This is a genomic window from Poriferisphaera corsica (assembly GCF_007747445.1).
Classification (GTDB): Bacteria; Planctomycetota; Phycisphaerae; order Phycisphaerales; family Phycisphaeraceae; genus Poriferisphaera; species Poriferisphaera corsica.
Genome location: NZ_CP036425.1, coordinates 1,547,720 through 1,561,576 on the forward strand (window position 1 = coordinate 1,547,720; position 13,857 = coordinate 1,561,576).

Annotated in this window: 10 protein-coding genes; 8 read left to right on the top strand and 2 right to left on the bottom strand. The window is 50.7% G+C overall.

Annotation, left to right across the window (positions count from 1 at the left end; translation table 11 throughout):
• Window positions 1-246: 246 nt before the first annotated feature.
• The 8 genes from groL (KS4_RS06245) (at window position 247) to KS4_RS06280 (ending at window position 9,187) form a co-directional block, all read left to right on the top strand.
• Window positions 247-1,971 carry a chaperonin GroEL gene (gene groL, locus KS4_RS06245; RefSeq protein WP_145076143.1) on the top strand — a complete coding sequence of 575 codons (1,725 nt, stop codon included), beginning with the start codon at window positions 247-249 and terminating at the stop codon, window positions 1,969-1,971.
• Window positions 1,972-2,049: 78 nt separating this feature from the next.
• Window positions 2,050-2,352: a co-chaperone GroES gene (locus tag KS4_RS06250; RefSeq protein ID WP_145076146.1), complete on the top strand. Its 303-nt coding sequence runs from the start codon at window positions 2,050-2,052 to the stop codon at window positions 2,350-2,352.
• A 122-nt stretch (window positions 2,353-2,474) separates the two neighbouring features.
• Window positions 2,475-4,088 carry a chaperonin GroEL gene (groL, locus tag KS4_RS06255; RefSeq protein ID WP_145076149.1) on the top strand — a complete coding sequence of 538 codons (1,614 nt, stop codon included), beginning with the start codon at window positions 2,475-2,477 and terminating at the stop codon, window positions 4,086-4,088.
• Window positions 4,089-4,262: 174 nt separating this feature from the next.
• A complete protein-coding gene (dnaJ, locus tag KS4_RS06260) occupies window positions 4,263-5,402 on the top strand; it encodes a molecular chaperone DnaJ (RefSeq protein ID WP_145076152.1) in 1,140 nt (379 codons plus the stop codon).
• Between the two features lie 238 nt (window positions 5,403-5,640).
• Window positions 5,641-6,207 carry a nucleotide exchange factor GrpE gene (locus tag KS4_RS06265; RefSeq protein ID WP_145076155.1) on the top strand — a complete coding sequence of 189 codons (567 nt, stop codon included), beginning with the start codon at window positions 5,641-5,643 and terminating at the stop codon, window positions 6,205-6,207.
• Window positions 6,208-6,259: 52 nt separating this feature from the next.
• The gene (locus tag KS4_RS06270; protein ID WP_145076159.1) at window positions 6,260-6,595 is read left to right on the top strand and encodes an FmdB family zinc ribbon protein; all 336 of its coding nucleotides are present in this window, start codon (window positions 6,260-6,262) and stop codon (window positions 6,593-6,595) included.
• A gap of 818 nt (window positions 6,596-7,413) precedes the next feature.
• Window positions 7,414-8,256, top strand: a complete 843-nt coding sequence (locus KS4_RS06275; protein WP_234698863.1) for a type II secretion system protein — start codon at window positions 7,414-7,416, stop codon at window positions 8,254-8,256.
• Window positions 8,257-8,413: 157 nt separating this feature from the next.
• A complete protein-coding gene (locus KS4_RS06280; protein ID WP_145076162.1) occupies window positions 8,414-9,187 on the top strand; it encodes an alpha/beta fold hydrolase in 774 nt (257 codons plus the stop codon).
• Window positions 9,188-9,237: 50 nt separating this feature from the next.
• Here the strand turns inward: KS4_RS06280 and KS4_RS06285 are convergent, their stop codons facing one another.
• Both KS4_RS06285 and nifJ read right to left on the bottom strand, forming a co-directional pair.
• The gene (locus KS4_RS06285; RefSeq protein WP_145076165.1) at window positions 9,238-9,759 is read right to left on the bottom strand and encodes a GrpB family protein; all 522 of its coding nucleotides are present in this window, start codon (window positions 9,757-9,759) and stop codon (window positions 9,238-9,240) included.
• Between the two features lie 181 nt (window positions 9,760-9,940).
• Complete coding sequence (nifJ, locus tag KS4_RS06290) at window positions 9,941-13,549, bottom strand: pyruvate:ferredoxin (flavodoxin) oxidoreductase (protein ID WP_145076169.1); 3,609 nt, start codon at window positions 13,547-13,549, stop codon at window positions 9,941-9,943.
• Window positions 13,550-13,857 lie beyond the last annotated feature (308 nt).

Consider the following 13,857-nt stretch of genomic DNA (forward strand, 5'->3'; position numbering starts at 1 on the left):
GCAGGTTTGTGGGCATGCCATACGATTCCTGATAGCAATCAGAAAACGATAAGTGACATGTATTAATGTATTTATGATTCCGAAGAGGTGCTCAGGTTGCAGCTTATTTCTGGCACACCAATTGCCATACATATTGGCAGTCGGTGTGAGTGCGCATGCTTCGCATTAGGTGCTCAGCGACGAAATGGCGGGGACACACTGTTCAGAAATACTCAATCCATGGACCCCTAAAGGAGATACGTGGTAATGGCCGCAAAAGAATTGGCCTTTGAATCGGAAGCTCGTGCAGGACTCCTGCGTGGCGTTGAAAAACTCGCCGCAGCAGTCAAAAGCACGCTTGGCCCGCGTGGCCGTAACGCAGTCATCGACAAGAGTTGGGGTGGCCCAACCGTCACCAAGGACGGCGTAACGGTTGCTGAAGAAATCGAGCTTAAAGACAAAAACGAAAACATGGGTGCTCAGCTTGTTAAAGAAGCTGCAAGCAAAACCTCCGACAAGGCAGGTGACGGCACCACAACATCAACCGTCCTCGCAGAAGCACTCTTCCGCGAAGGCCTCAAGCAGATCACCGCAGGCGCCGATGCTAACGCAGTTGTTCGCGGTATGAAGCAGGCTGTCAACGCAGTCATCGAAAATATCCAGTCGCTCTCCAAGGGCATTGACGGTAAAAAGGATATTCAAAACGTTGCCACCATCTCAGCTAACAACGATCCTGCAATCGGCAAAATCATGGCCGACGCAATGGAGCGTGTCGGCAAAGACGGCGTCATCACCGTTGAAGAAGGTAAGGGCCTCGAAACATACGTCGACGTTGTCGAAGGTATGCAGTTCGATCGTGGCTATCTTTCCCCGAACTTTGTCACCGATGCGGACAACATGCTCGTCTCAATGGACAAAGCCCTTATCCTCATTTTCGAAGACAAGATTAGCTCTATTCAGAAGTTAGTCCCATTGCTTGAAAAAGTGCAGCAAGCCAAACGCCCACTCGTTCTCATTGCTGAGGACATTGAAGGCGAAGCCCTCGCGACCCTCGTCGTGAATAAGCTGCGTGGCGTGCTTAATATCTGTGCGGTCAAAGCTCCAGGTTACGGCGATCGTCGCAAGGCAATGCTTCAAGATATCGCTGTCCTCACCGGCGGCGAAGCCATCATGAAAGATCTCGGCATCGAACTCGATAACGTAGAACTTTCACAACTTGGCATGGCGAAGAAAATCATCATCGACGCGGAAAACACAACCATCGTCGAAGGTGCTGGTGAATCCAAGCAAATCCAAGCTCGCATCGAGCAAATCCGTCATGAGATCGCAACGACAACAAGCGATTATGACCGTGAAAAACTCCAAGAACGTCTCGCGAAACTCGCAGGCGGCGTCGCACAGATTAATGTCGGTGCAGCCAGTGAAGCCGAGCTTAAAGAGAAGAAAGCTCGTGTTGAAGATGCATTGCATGCAACCCGCGCTGCAGTCGAAGAAGGCATCGTCCCCGGTGGCGGCGTCAGCTTCATCCGTTCTATCGCGAAGTTGAATAAGATCGAAGCGACAGGCGACGAAGCCAACGGCATCTCCATCGTTCGCAAAGCTCTGGAACTTCCACTCCAGACCATCGCAGATAATGCAGGCGAACGTGGTACCGTTGTTGTCAGCAAAGTTGCAGACGGCAAAGGCTCTTTCGGATTCGACGCACTCAAGCTCGAATACGGCGACCTCATCGAAAAAGGTATCATGACCCCAGCCAAAGTCGATCGCACCGCACTAGAGAATGCTGCATCTGTTGCAACACTTCTTCTTAGCTGTGACTGCATCGTGACCGAACAATCATCCGACGACGCTGCTGGTGCAGCCGGCATGCCCGACATGGGCGGCATGGGCGGCATGGGTGGTATGGGCGGCGGAATGCCAGGCATGGGCGGAATGGGTGGCATGGGCGGTATGCCCGGAATGGGCGGCATGGGCATGCCCGGCATGATGTAATCAGCCCCACCTTCTCATAACCCTCTAACTAATCATTAGAACACTTAAAGCGAAACAATCGCTTGGAGATAAAACAAGATGGCAAAGAAAACAACTGTCAAGCCATTAGACGACCGTATCGTCCTCAAGCCGACCGTGGCTGAAACCAAAACCGCTTCCGGCATCTTTCTTCCTGAGTCCGCCACCGAAAAGCCAATGACCGGCACCGTCGTTGCTGTTGGCCCCGGTAAACTCAACGAAGATGGCTCACGCACCGAACTCACCATCAAAAAGGGTGACGTCGTCCTCTACGGCAAGTACGCCGGTACTGAAGTCGACATCGACGGTGTCGAGCACATGATCGTTCGTGAAAGCGAACTTCTCGGTGTTATCGAAAACTAATTTGAGTTGCACTGTCATCTCCTTCGCGGAGATTCCCTCTCCCTGGATTTTGCGAAGTCAAAACTTCCGGGGGAGGCAGTGTGTAATCACTAGCTAATCATCAGATTTTTGGAGCCAACACAATGGCAAGCAAACAGTTAATGTTTGGAACTGATGCGGCAATGCAGCTCAAAAAAGGTCTTGAGCAACTCGCCGCAGCCGTGAAGGTCACCATGGGACCCACCGGCCGTAATGTCGTGATGCAGAAATCCTTCGGCGGACCCGCTGTCACCAAAGACGGTGTCTCCGTTGCCAAGGAAGTCGAAGTCAAAGAACCATTCCAGAACATGGGCGCCAAGATGGTCGTCGAAGTCGCCAAGAAAACAGCCGACAAGGCTGGTGACGGCACGACCACAGCAACCGTCCTCGCAGAAGCCATCTTCTCCGAAGGCCTCCGCCACGTCACCGCAGGCGCAAACGCTATCGCTCTTCAGCGTGGCATCAATGCTGCCTCCGATGTCGCCGGCGAAGCCATCAAAGCTATGGCTGTCCCCTGTGACGGCAAAGACGACTATAAAAAAGTCGCTACCGTCTCAGCTAACCATGACTTAGAAGTTGGCGAAGCAATTGCAGAAGCCATCTCAAAGGTCGGGAAAGACGGTGTCGTCGAAGTCGAAGAAGGCAAAACCGCCGAAATCGATCTCAACTACGTTGAAGGCATGCAGTTTGATAAGGGCTACCTTTCTCCTTACTTCATGACCGATCCTAAATCCTCCGAGTGTATCCTCGAAGACGCGATCATCCTTCTCCACGAGAAAAAGATCAGCAATCTTCAGGATTTACTTCCACTGCTCAACAAAGTTGCGATGGCTCAAAAGGCTCTCGTCATCGTTGCCGAAGACGTTGAAAACGAAGCGCTCGCCGCACTCGTCGTCAACCGTCTGCGTGGTACCATCAAAGTCGCCGCCGTTAAAGCGCCCGGCTTCGGTGATCGCCGCAAAGCTATGATGCAGGATCTCGCTGTCCTGACCGGTGGCCAGTTCATCAGTGAAGATCTCGGTATTCAGCTCGAAGCTGTTGAACTCGAACAGCTCGGTTCAGCCAAGAAAATCATCATTGATAAAGACAATACCACCATCATCGAAGGTGCCGGTACAAAAGCCGATCTCGAACAACGTATCGCTCAGATCCGTAAGCAGATCGAAACCACAACCTCCGATTATGACCGTGAGAAACTGCAAGAACGCCTCGCTAAGCTCACCGGCGGCGTCGCCATCATCAATGTTGGCGCACCCACCGAAACAGCTATGAAAGAGCGTAAAGACCGCGTCGATGACGCACTCCACGCCACCAAGGCCGCGGCTGCTGAAGGCTACGTCCCCGGCGGTGGTGTCGCACTTGTCCGCGCAGTTGAAGCGATCGAAGCCAAGCGTGCCAAAGCACGCGGCGACGAAAAGCTCGGCTTCGACATTGTCGCAAAAGCACTCGAAGTGCCCCTGCGTCAGATCGTCGAAAATGCAGGTGATGACGGTTTCATCGTTGTCGAGAAGGTCAAAGAAGCGACCGGAAACAACGGCTACAACGCTGCGACCGGTAAGTATGTCGACATGGTCAAGGCTGGTATCATCGATCCCGCCCTCGTCGCTCGTACAGCCCTTCAAAATGCAGCGTCCGTCTCCGGCCTCATGCTCACCACCAATGTCCTCGTTACAGAGCTCGAAGGTGATGAAGAGGCAGTCGAAGGCGCAATCAGCTAATCAACGCGTGCAGCGTCCGATTAGATACAGGCCGGCAAAACTGCCATGCCGACATAAATGAAAATTTCAGGGCTCACCGGTGAAAGCCGCTGAGCCTTCTTCACTCAACACCGCAACCGCTCCTCAACCTCATGCCGCACCAAAACCCCTTGACCTCCCAAACCGGATCACAACATGGCCACAGAGCGCGACTATTACGAAATCCTCAGCATTGAACGCACCGCAAGCGGTGATGAAATCAAACGCGCCTACCGCAAAATGGCGATGAAATATCATCCCGACCGCAATCCAGACTCCGAAGAAGCCGAAATCAAATTCAAAGAATCTGCTGAAGCCTACGAAGTTCTAGCCGACGAAGATAAACGTCGTCTCTACGACCAGTATGGCCACGCAGGCCTCAAAGGACGCGCCGGGCATAACTTTAACCAGATGGATCCCAACGACATCTTCTCGATGTTCGGTGATATCTTCGGCGACATGTTTGGCGGCGGCGGTGGACGCGCACGCGGCGGCCCACGTGGCAATCGACCAACCCGAGGTTATGACCTCGAAACACTCGCCGAAATCTCACTCGAAGAAGTCCTCTCAGGCTGCGAAAAAGATATCGACTTCACCCGTCAGGATGAGTGTGATACCTGTCATGGCTCCGGTGCAAAGCCCGGCACAGATCCCACCACTTGCTCAACCTGTGGCGGCAACGGTCAAGTCATGCAATCCGGCCTCGGCGGCATGTTCCGCATGGTCGCAACCTGTCCCGACTGTAACGGCCAAGGTAAAGTTGTTAAAGAACACTGCCCCGATTGTCGTGGCAAAGGACGCATCCTCAAAGACCGCAAAATTTCAGTCAAAATCCCCGCGGGCGTTCACGATGGCCAAGCCGTCCGAGTCGGCGCAGAGGGCGAACCCGGACTCAATGGCGGCCCACGTGGTGACCTTCATGTCGTCATTCGTGTCGAGCAGCACAGCCTCTTTGTCCGTGATGGCGATGATATCATCCTCAAAATGCCTATCAGCTTCACGCAAGCCTCACTCGGCGCCAAGGTCGACATCCCGACCCTCGAAGGCGAAGATGAAATCACGATCGGCGCAGCTTCGCAGCATGGTGATGTGATCAAGATTTCTGGAAAAGGACTACCAAACTTACGCTCCGGCCGCCGAGGAAATCTCCTCGTCGTTCTCCTGATCGAGATTCCCAAGAAGCTCACCGATAAGCAGGAGCAACTTCTACGTGAGTTTGCTGAGACAGAGGATCATGATGTGCTTCCGCATACCAAAGGTTTCTGGGAGAAGATCAAAGAGCACCTTGGCGCCTAGCACGGTTTAATCACCAACATCACTCGGTAGCACACTGATAAACGCAACATGACCACAAACCCGCAAATTTCAACAAGAAACGCCGTTCAGAACCCAAAGCGCAGTACCGCATATAAGTAATACCTGACAATCAAAACAAAATCGCCTGATAAAGTAGCTCAATTATTTTGGCTATACTAATCAGGAGATAGACGGCAGATAATGCCATCAATAAACTTAAAACAGCAATGAGGCTGATATGAGTCACGAAGACATAAACAACATGGAAGAACCACAGGACGACAACTTCAAGTTTGAAGGTAATGATAATCCTGAGGAGCAGTTCGACACCGAGGCCGAAGGGGAAATCGAACTGACCGAAGAAGATAAGCTTCGTAAACAGTTGCAAGAGCTTAACGATAAGTACCTGCGTACGGCGGCGGATTATCAGAATTATGTTCGTCGCGCTGAGCAAAATGTTGGTGTGGTTAAGGAACAGCAGGTCATGAGTATTGCTCGTGAACTGGTTACTGTACTTGACCATTTCGATCGTGCGGTTGAAGTTGATAAAGAGAAGGTTACGGTCGACGATCTGCTTGGCGGCGTTAAGATCGTTAAGGATGAGCTTTTACGTTCAATTGGGAAATTTGGTGTTCAAAGAGTTGAAGCTCAAGTGGGTGAAGAATTTGATCCGAACAAGCATGAAGCGATGATGCGTCAACCAAGCGAGGAAGTTGAAACGAATCATATTGTTCAGCAGTTCCAGCCGGGATATGTGATCAACGATAAAACGATCCGTCCGGCGGGTGTGATTGTCGCGCAATAACGTGGTGTGTAAGTGTTGGATTAAAAGGTAGTTGTGAGTAAAGGATATTGCGATGCCGACGTATGATTATGTTTGTGATAACTGCGAGCATGCGTTTGAAGAATTTCAGATGATGAGTGCGAAGCCGCTGAAGAAATGCTCTGAATGTGGCAAGATGAAGTTGCGCCGGTTGATCGGGGCGGGGGCCGGGGTGATTTTTAAGGGCAGCGGTTTTTACGAAACTGATTACAGATCAGAAGGTTACAGCAAAGATCAGAAGGCGGCAAAAGACGCAAAAAAAGCGGATAAGAAAGAAGCTGCGACGCCGAAATCTGAGAGTAAGAGCAGTGATTCAGGCAAGGCGGATAAGCCTGCGGCGAAGAAAGAATCGACTCCGAAAAAATCATGAGTTGATCGAATAGATAGAACATATTGAAAGCCGCGACAGAAAATGTTGACGGCTTTTTTATTTGCGCATGTGCGCACGTTTTGGGTGCGAGACGTATTTCGTGTCTGTAAATCTATGGAATGATCGTAGTTACAATTCCAATACAGCCACAAGTGCGGATTTCGTTTTGATGCGTTTTGGGGCAATAATTATGTGTTTTTGAAAGAAATAGCCAAGGAATTGTAAAGTTTAGCAGGTAATCATTAATCCATGTATTGTGCAGTCGTTGATTAGACGGAAGTAGCTGGCCAAATTTGCGCACAAGTGTAAATCATGGCACATTTTAAATTGATCAATACGTGATTCGTTTTGATTCATCATGCTTTTTACTGTGAGTGTTTATTGGTAAATGCTGCGATCGGTTGGATATGTTCGTGTTCGCCGTGTTGTATTTGAAAAAAGCGCATGGTCTATCAGGTCAGTTGTTATCCGAGCTATGGTGGATTGTCGTGTGTGGATTTTCGATAGTGGGTATTAGATGTAAATCATAAATTTTCATTGACAGTGTAAGACGGTTTCGATAAAAATAGATAAAGATCATTGATTGAATAAATGTAAATTCGAGTTCCTTTCAAGTGAAAAACATCAATGATTTGAGATGTTGTGGGATTCATTGTCTACCGATTGATTGAATTGTTTTTAATAGAAGATTGAATATGAAAGCGTGACGCAATGTGTTTGCGCTCATGCATTCTAACCCTGTTTTGGGCTTAGCAGATGTTTCTGCTGAGTATGTCTGTGTTATAAATTGAACTATTCTATGAATAAGGATGCTTGAGATGAATAGAGCGAGGTTATTGTATGGATTAAAATACGGCTTTACATTGATCGAATTGTTAGTGGTTATATCAATCATAGCATTACTAATTGGTATTTTACTGCCCGCGCTTGGGGCGGCTAGAAAATCAGCCCAAGATGTGCAGTGCATGTCGAATGTCAGGCAGGTTGCGATTGCGGCGGCAGCGTATTCGGTGAATTATGATGATTTCATTGTTCACATGAGCAATTTTTACGAGGTCAGCGGCCAGTCATGGTGGAGTCATGGTGATTACTATTGGTCGAGTGCGTTGACGATTGGTGGCTACGGATCGACACGTGAGATGTATACATGTCCATCATTTGCGGAGCCGGACGATAATATATATTCAGTGCGCTATGCAAGCATGACGGATAAGAGTGATGATAAATGGCGTAACGTGGATTACGGTGTGAATTGGGTGACATTGTCCGGGCGGTTTATTTATACAGACGAATCGATGGAGGCTAGGTATTTGCAGTCCTCGCGGTATAGTGACGTTAAAAATCCGACGGAAACATTGTTATTTGCGGATAGTTGGTATGACATGGCGGATCCAAATTCACGATATCATTGGCCAACGATATCGCAGCGAGGATCGGGTGTGATCGGGAGCTTGCCAACGGAATGGGGCGGGGTGCATGGTCGACATAATGCGGGCTCGTGCAATATTGGTTGGGTGGATGGGCATGCTTCGTCGGTTAGTTTCCCCGATATCTACTTGGATAAGAGTGACCTGAGTAAAGGGCCTTGGGGAGAGGAACAATTGGGATATATGTGGTCATTAACGAGTAAGTCTGATGAAAATGTTTGGGATTTGGATTAAGCGGCATGGCGTGCGGATGATTGTGTCGCTATAGGCATTGGGTTATGAAATTGAATGGAAGGTGATCCGTACAAATAGCTAACAGAATAATTGTGGGGTTTATCTTTTGAATGTATAGTGATGCGTGAAGTCATTCTTGGATATTTATGAAAGGTCCATGATGGAGCGATTCAGGCATCATAGTGGTGAGTGTGTTGTCGTAGATGGTGCGAAAATATATTACGAGCAAACAGAAGAAAGAGATGGTTTGCCTGTTGTATTTTTGCATGGCGGGTTAGGGAGTATTGAGGATTTTTTGCCGATGATCGATCGGATGAGTGAATCATTTCGATGTATCGGCATTGATAGCCGTGGGCATGGGAAGTCGACTTTGGGCGATGGTGTATTGAATTATGAACGATTGATGAGAGACGTTGAAGCTGTTTTATCGCATCTGTGCGTAACGGCATGCAATGTGGTTGGATTTAGTGATGGGGGGATCGTTGGGTATCGGTTAGCGATTGATAGGCCGGGGCTTGTGAAGAAACTGGTGACGATTGGTTCGGATTGGAATCCGCCCGTGGGAAAGGTACGCGAGATTTATGCGGGACTTACGGCTGCGAGCTGGGGGGAGATGTTTCCGGAATCTGTTGCGTTATATGAGCGGTTGAATCCGGACGCTGATTTTTCGCGTTTAGTTGGGGAAATCGTTTCGATGTGGTTGGATGAAAGTGATGCGGGGTATCCGAAGGCGAGAATTAAATCTATTGCTTGCCGAACATTATTTATACGAGGTGATCAAGATTTTCTGGTGCCACGATCCGTGTTGGGTGAGATAGATGAAATGTTACCGGGAGCGCATGTGTTTAATATTCCATTTACAGGACATGCCGCAGTGCATGAGCAGGGAGAGATGGTTGGGGTGGTCATAGAAAAATTTTTAAGTGAATGAATCATTCATGGTTTCGGCTTGCGCATCTTCCCATTGCTTGGTAAGGGAGGTTAGGTGGCTTGATACCATTCGACTGCTTTTCTTTCGTGTAGTTGTACAAACTCGTGTTTGCCATCGCAATATTTGTCCATGTCATTTCTGCATTCATTTGCACATCTAATCTTGAGTTGTTCGTACTCTCGGGCGATATTGGGGTGTGCGATGAGGTAGTCGCGGAAAGCAAGATGCCGGATGGCATCGAGGGATTGTGACTGGAATGCGTGGATGTGATGTGTTCTGTTATAGAGTCCCTTTAGATAGAAGCGTCTGCCGAGGATCCCGAATTCGCCTTTGGGGGTGTACCCGATCTGCTCCATGTCATTGTTATATCGATCAAGAGCTGAGACAGAGTCAACTTCGAGCATGATGTCGATTATGGGTTTTGCTTTGAGATTGGGAACGGATGTGCTGCCGATGTGGTGGATTCGTACGATGTGATTGCAGAAAATATCGACGATGATCTGCGATTCTTTTTGATAGGCCATTGGCCAAGCCGGGTTGTAATCTAGGATTTCGATGATTTGTTTTTGCATGGGTGGTCTGGTGGGGATGAGCTTCGATGAAGCGGTCATTATGAGGACGGGCCAGTGTATCACGTGGCGCGCATTTTTCGAATCGACATCTGCGGAGTTATTGTGAGAAAAAAGGTCGAACTCATGTGAGTTCGACCTTTTGCATTTAAAATCGTCGCTAACCAGTGGTTAGAGGATTACCTTATTTGGTAACGGGCTCTGCGGTTGGTGCAGCTTCTTCGATTTCCTCTGGGGCTTGAGTGAGGACGTCGGCGAGTTGCTTGTAGACTTCGACGCGGCGTGAGGCTTGTTTCTCTGCAATCTCGACTAAATCTGAGTAGATCTCTGGGTACATCTTCTGAACCATTCGGAAGCGGTTCTGGCCGGCCATGTAGTCGGTGACGGAACCCTTGAAGATCTTGTTGTCGAGTGTGAGGTTGGACTTGCCAGTGCCTGCGTTACGTGGGTCGAAGCGGTAGAGAGGCCAGATGCCGGAATCAACGGCGAGTTTCTGGTGATCGAGGCCGTGCTTGAGGTCGTAGCCGTGAGCGATGCAGTGTGAGTAGGCAATGATGATGGACGGGCCGTCATATGCTTCAGCTTCGCGGATGGCCTGGATGGTCTGGTTGTCTTTGGCGCCGATGGCGATTGAGGCAACGTAGACGTGACCGTATGACATGGCCATGAGGCCGAGGTCTTTCTTGGAGACAAGCTTGCCGGAAGCGGCGAACTTGGCTGCGGCACCGATGGGTGTTGCCTTTGAGGCTTGGCCGCCGGTGTTGGAATAGACTTCGGTATCGAGTACGAGGATGTTGATGTCACGCGTTTGAGCGAGGACGTGGTCAAGTCCGCCGTAACCGATGTCGTAAGCCCAGCCGTCGCCACCGAAGACCCATACGGATTTGTGTACGAGTGTGTCTGCGACAGTGATTAGACGCTGTGCATTAGGATCGGTGGAATTGGCGAGCTGCATCTTGATTGTTTCGACGCGGCCGCGCTGTTCTGAGATGGCGGCTTCGTCTTTGTTGTTGACGTCGGCGAGGACGGCTTGGACGAGGGCAGTGCCGAGTTCAGATTCGAGTGATTTGACGAGGCCGATGGCTGCTTCTTTTTGCGAATCCATGGCGAGTCGCATACCGAAGCCGTATTCGGCGTTGTCTTCGAACAGTGAGTTAGACCAAGCTGGGCCACGGCCTGCGTCGTTGCAGGTGTATGGTGTTGTTGGGAGGTTGCCGCCGTAGATTGATGAGCAGCCTGTTGCGTTGGCGACCATCATGCGGTCGCCGTAGAGCTGTGTGACGAGCTTGACGTATGGCGTTTCGCCGCAGCCTGCACAAGCACCGGAGAACTCGAACATTGGTTCGAAGAACTGTGAACCCTTGGCATCGATGCGAACGATTTTTTCGCGTGGCGTTTCGGGGAGCTTGGTGAAGAAGTCCCAGTTGGCGGTTTCTGCGACATGGTGATCGAGGCGAGCTTCCATGTTGATGGCTTTCTTGCCTGGCTCGGTCTTGCTCTTGGATGGGCAGACCATGACGCAAAGATTACATCCGGTACAGTCGTCAGGTGAGACTTGGAGGACGTATTTGGAACCCTTGAGATCCTTGGCTTTGTAGTCCATGGATTTGAAGGAATCAGGTGCGCCGGCAAGTGAATCTTCGTCGACTGCTTTGGCGCGGATTGCGGCGTGAGGGCAGACGAGAGCACACTTGTTGCACTGGATGCAGGTGTCTTCTTCCCAGATTGGGATTTCGGTGGCGATGCCGCGTTTTTCCCATTGGCATGTGTCCATTGGCCATGTGCCGTCGACAGGGAAAGCAGAGACAGGGAGGAGGTCGCCCTTACCGGACATGATTTCAGCGGTGACTTTCTGAACGAAGTCAGGTGCTTCAGCTGGGACGATTGGTGGGCGTTTGAAGTCGCTGTTTGCGGCGTCTGGGAGCTTGACTTCGTGGAGGTTGGCGATGGTGCCATCGACAGCCTTGAAGTTTTTCTCGACGATATCCATACCCTTTTTGGCGTATGTTTTTTCGATAGCGCCCTTGATCTTTGCGATTGCTTCGTCCTTGGGAAGGATGCCAGAGATGGCGAAGAAGCAGGTCTGCATGATCGTGTTGATGCGGCGGCCCATGCCTGTGGATTGGGCAACCTTTTCGGCATCGATCGCGAAGAGTTTGATTTTCTTGGCGATGAGTTCGTTTTGCAGTTCTTCAGGGAGTTTGCTGAAGACTTCATCGGCGGGGAATGGTGAGTTGAGCAGGAAGATCGAATTTGGCTTGGCGAGTTCGAGGACATCAACCTTTTCGGTGAAGTTGAACTGGTGGCAAGCGACGAAGTCTGCGTCGTTGATGAGGTATGGAGCGCGGATGAGATCCGGGCCGAAGCGGAGGTGGGATGTGGTCATCGCACCGGACTTCTTAGAGTCGTAGACGAAGTAGCCTTGGGCGTAGTTGTTGGTTTCCTCGCCGATGATCTTGATGGTGTTTTTATTTGCACCAACAGTTCCGTCCGCACCGAGGCCGTAGAAGACGGCGCGGAAGACATCGTCGGTTTCGATGGACATGTCCATATCCCACGTGAGTGAGGTCTTGGTGATGTCGTCGAGGATGCCGACGGTGAAGTGGTTTTTGGAGCTGTCTGCGGTGGCGTTTTCGAAGACAGCCTTAACCATGGCAGGGGTGAATTCCTTGGAGGAAAGACCGTAACGGCCGCCGATGACTTTTGGCTCTGCAGCGAAGGATGAGTAGCCTTCTGCTCGTGCTTCTGCGAGTGAGGTGACAACGTCGAGGTAGAGTGGTTCGCCGGTGGCGCCTGGCTCTTTGGTTCGGTCTAATACCGCAATAGACTTGACGGTTTTAGGTAGTGCATCGATGAAGTACTTGGCTGAGAATGGGCGGTAGCAACGGACCTTGAGGAGGCCGACTTTTTTGCCTTGAGCGTTGAGATGGGCAACGGTCTGTGCGATGGTTTCGCAACCAGAACCCATGGCGACGATGACTTCTTCAGCGTCTTCGGCACCTTCGTATTCGTATAGCTTGTATTGACGGCCAGAGATGGCGGCGAACTCGTCCATGGTCTGCTGAATGATGTCAGCGGCCTGGTCGTAATAGGTGTTCGCAGCTTCACGAGCTTGGAAGAAGACGTCCGGGTTCTGAGCGGTGCCGCGGATGGCGGGGTGATCAGGTGTGAGTGATGACGCACGGAACTTAGCGATGAGATCAGCGTCCATGAGTTTGGAAAGCTGGTCATCGGTGAGAAGTTCGATTTTCGCGACTTCATGAGAAGTGCGGAAGCCATCCATGTAGTGGAGGACAGGGAGATGTGCTTTAAAGGTTGCAGCGTGCGAGATGGCGGCGAAGTCGTGTGCTTCTTGAACAGAGTTCGAAGAGAGCATGAGGAAGCCGGTTTGGCGGCAAGCCATGACGTCGGAGTGGTCGCCGAAGATAGAGAGTGCATGAGTGGCAACTGTACGAGCGGCAACGTGCATGACGAATGGCAGCATTTCGCCGGCAATCTTGTACATGTTGGGGATCATAAGAAGCAGGCCCTGCGAAGCAGTGTACGTGCTTGTCAGAGAGCCAGCTTGCAAAGCACCGTGGACGGCACCGATGGCGCCGGCTTCTGATTGCATTTCAACAACATCGGGGATGGTACCCCAGAGGTTGGTTTTGCCCTTGGCGGCCCATTCTTCTACGAACTCGCCCATCGGAGATGAGGGGGTGATGGGGTAAATTACAGCAACTTCTGAGAGTCGATGAGCAACGGAAGCGACCGCTTCGTTACCATCGAGAGTCATCATTCGGCTAGACATAGTCGGTCAGTCCTTTATTACGGCCGTGGGGATTACGACTGGGGCAGGGTGGCGAAACGTGCCCTAGCTCATGGTGCTGAAATCCAATTCAGCGAGCCAACGGCTGGTTGTTTGTGGTTGGCCGGTGTGCCGGGGTGATTGCCTCCAGGCGATGGGCAAACACGCGGCCTCAACCAGGCCTCTGAAGTGACAGGTCATGGGCGACCCGCCGAACCATATTATAAGACAATTAGGCCCTGTTTTCTTGTTTCCTGTCCAATTGACGTAAGTTTATATTTAATCGTAGGTTGAGAGATAGTCTTGAGCGG

Coding starts and splice junctions, on each gene's coding strand:
- groL (WP_145076143.1), top strand. CDS start 247: ATGGCCGCAAAAGAATTGGCCTTTGAATCGGAAGCTCGTGCAGGACTC.
- KS4_RS06250 (WP_145076146.1), top strand. CDS start 2,050: ATGGCAAAGAAAACAACTGTCAAGCCATTAGACGACCGTATCGTCCTC.
- groL (WP_145076149.1), top strand. CDS start 2,475: ATGGCAAGCAAACAGTTAATGTTTGGAACTGATGCGGCAATGCAGCTC.
- dnaJ (WP_145076152.1), top strand. CDS start 4,263: ATGGCCACAGAGCGCGACTATTACGAAATCCTCAGCATTGAACGCACC.
- KS4_RS06265 (WP_145076155.1), top strand. CDS start 5,641: ATGAGTCACGAAGACATAAACAACATGGAAGAACCACAGGACGACAAC.
- KS4_RS06270 (WP_145076159.1), top strand. CDS start 6,260: ATGCCGACGTATGATTATGTTTGTGATAACTGCGAGCATGCGTTTGAA.
- KS4_RS06275 (WP_234698863.1), top strand. CDS start 7,414: ATGAATAGAGCGAGGTTATTGTATGGATTAAAATACGGCTTTACATTG.
- KS4_RS06280 (WP_145076162.1), top strand. CDS start 8,414: ATGATGGAGCGATTCAGGCATCATAGTGGTGAGTGTGTTGTCGTAGAT.
- KS4_RS06285 (WP_145076165.1), bottom strand. CDS start 9,759: ATGCAAAAACAAATCATCGAAATCCTAGATTACAACCCGGCTTGGCCA.
- nifJ (WP_145076169.1), bottom strand. CDS start 13,549: ATGTCTAGCCGAATGATGACTCTCGATGGTAACGAAGCGGTCGCTTCC.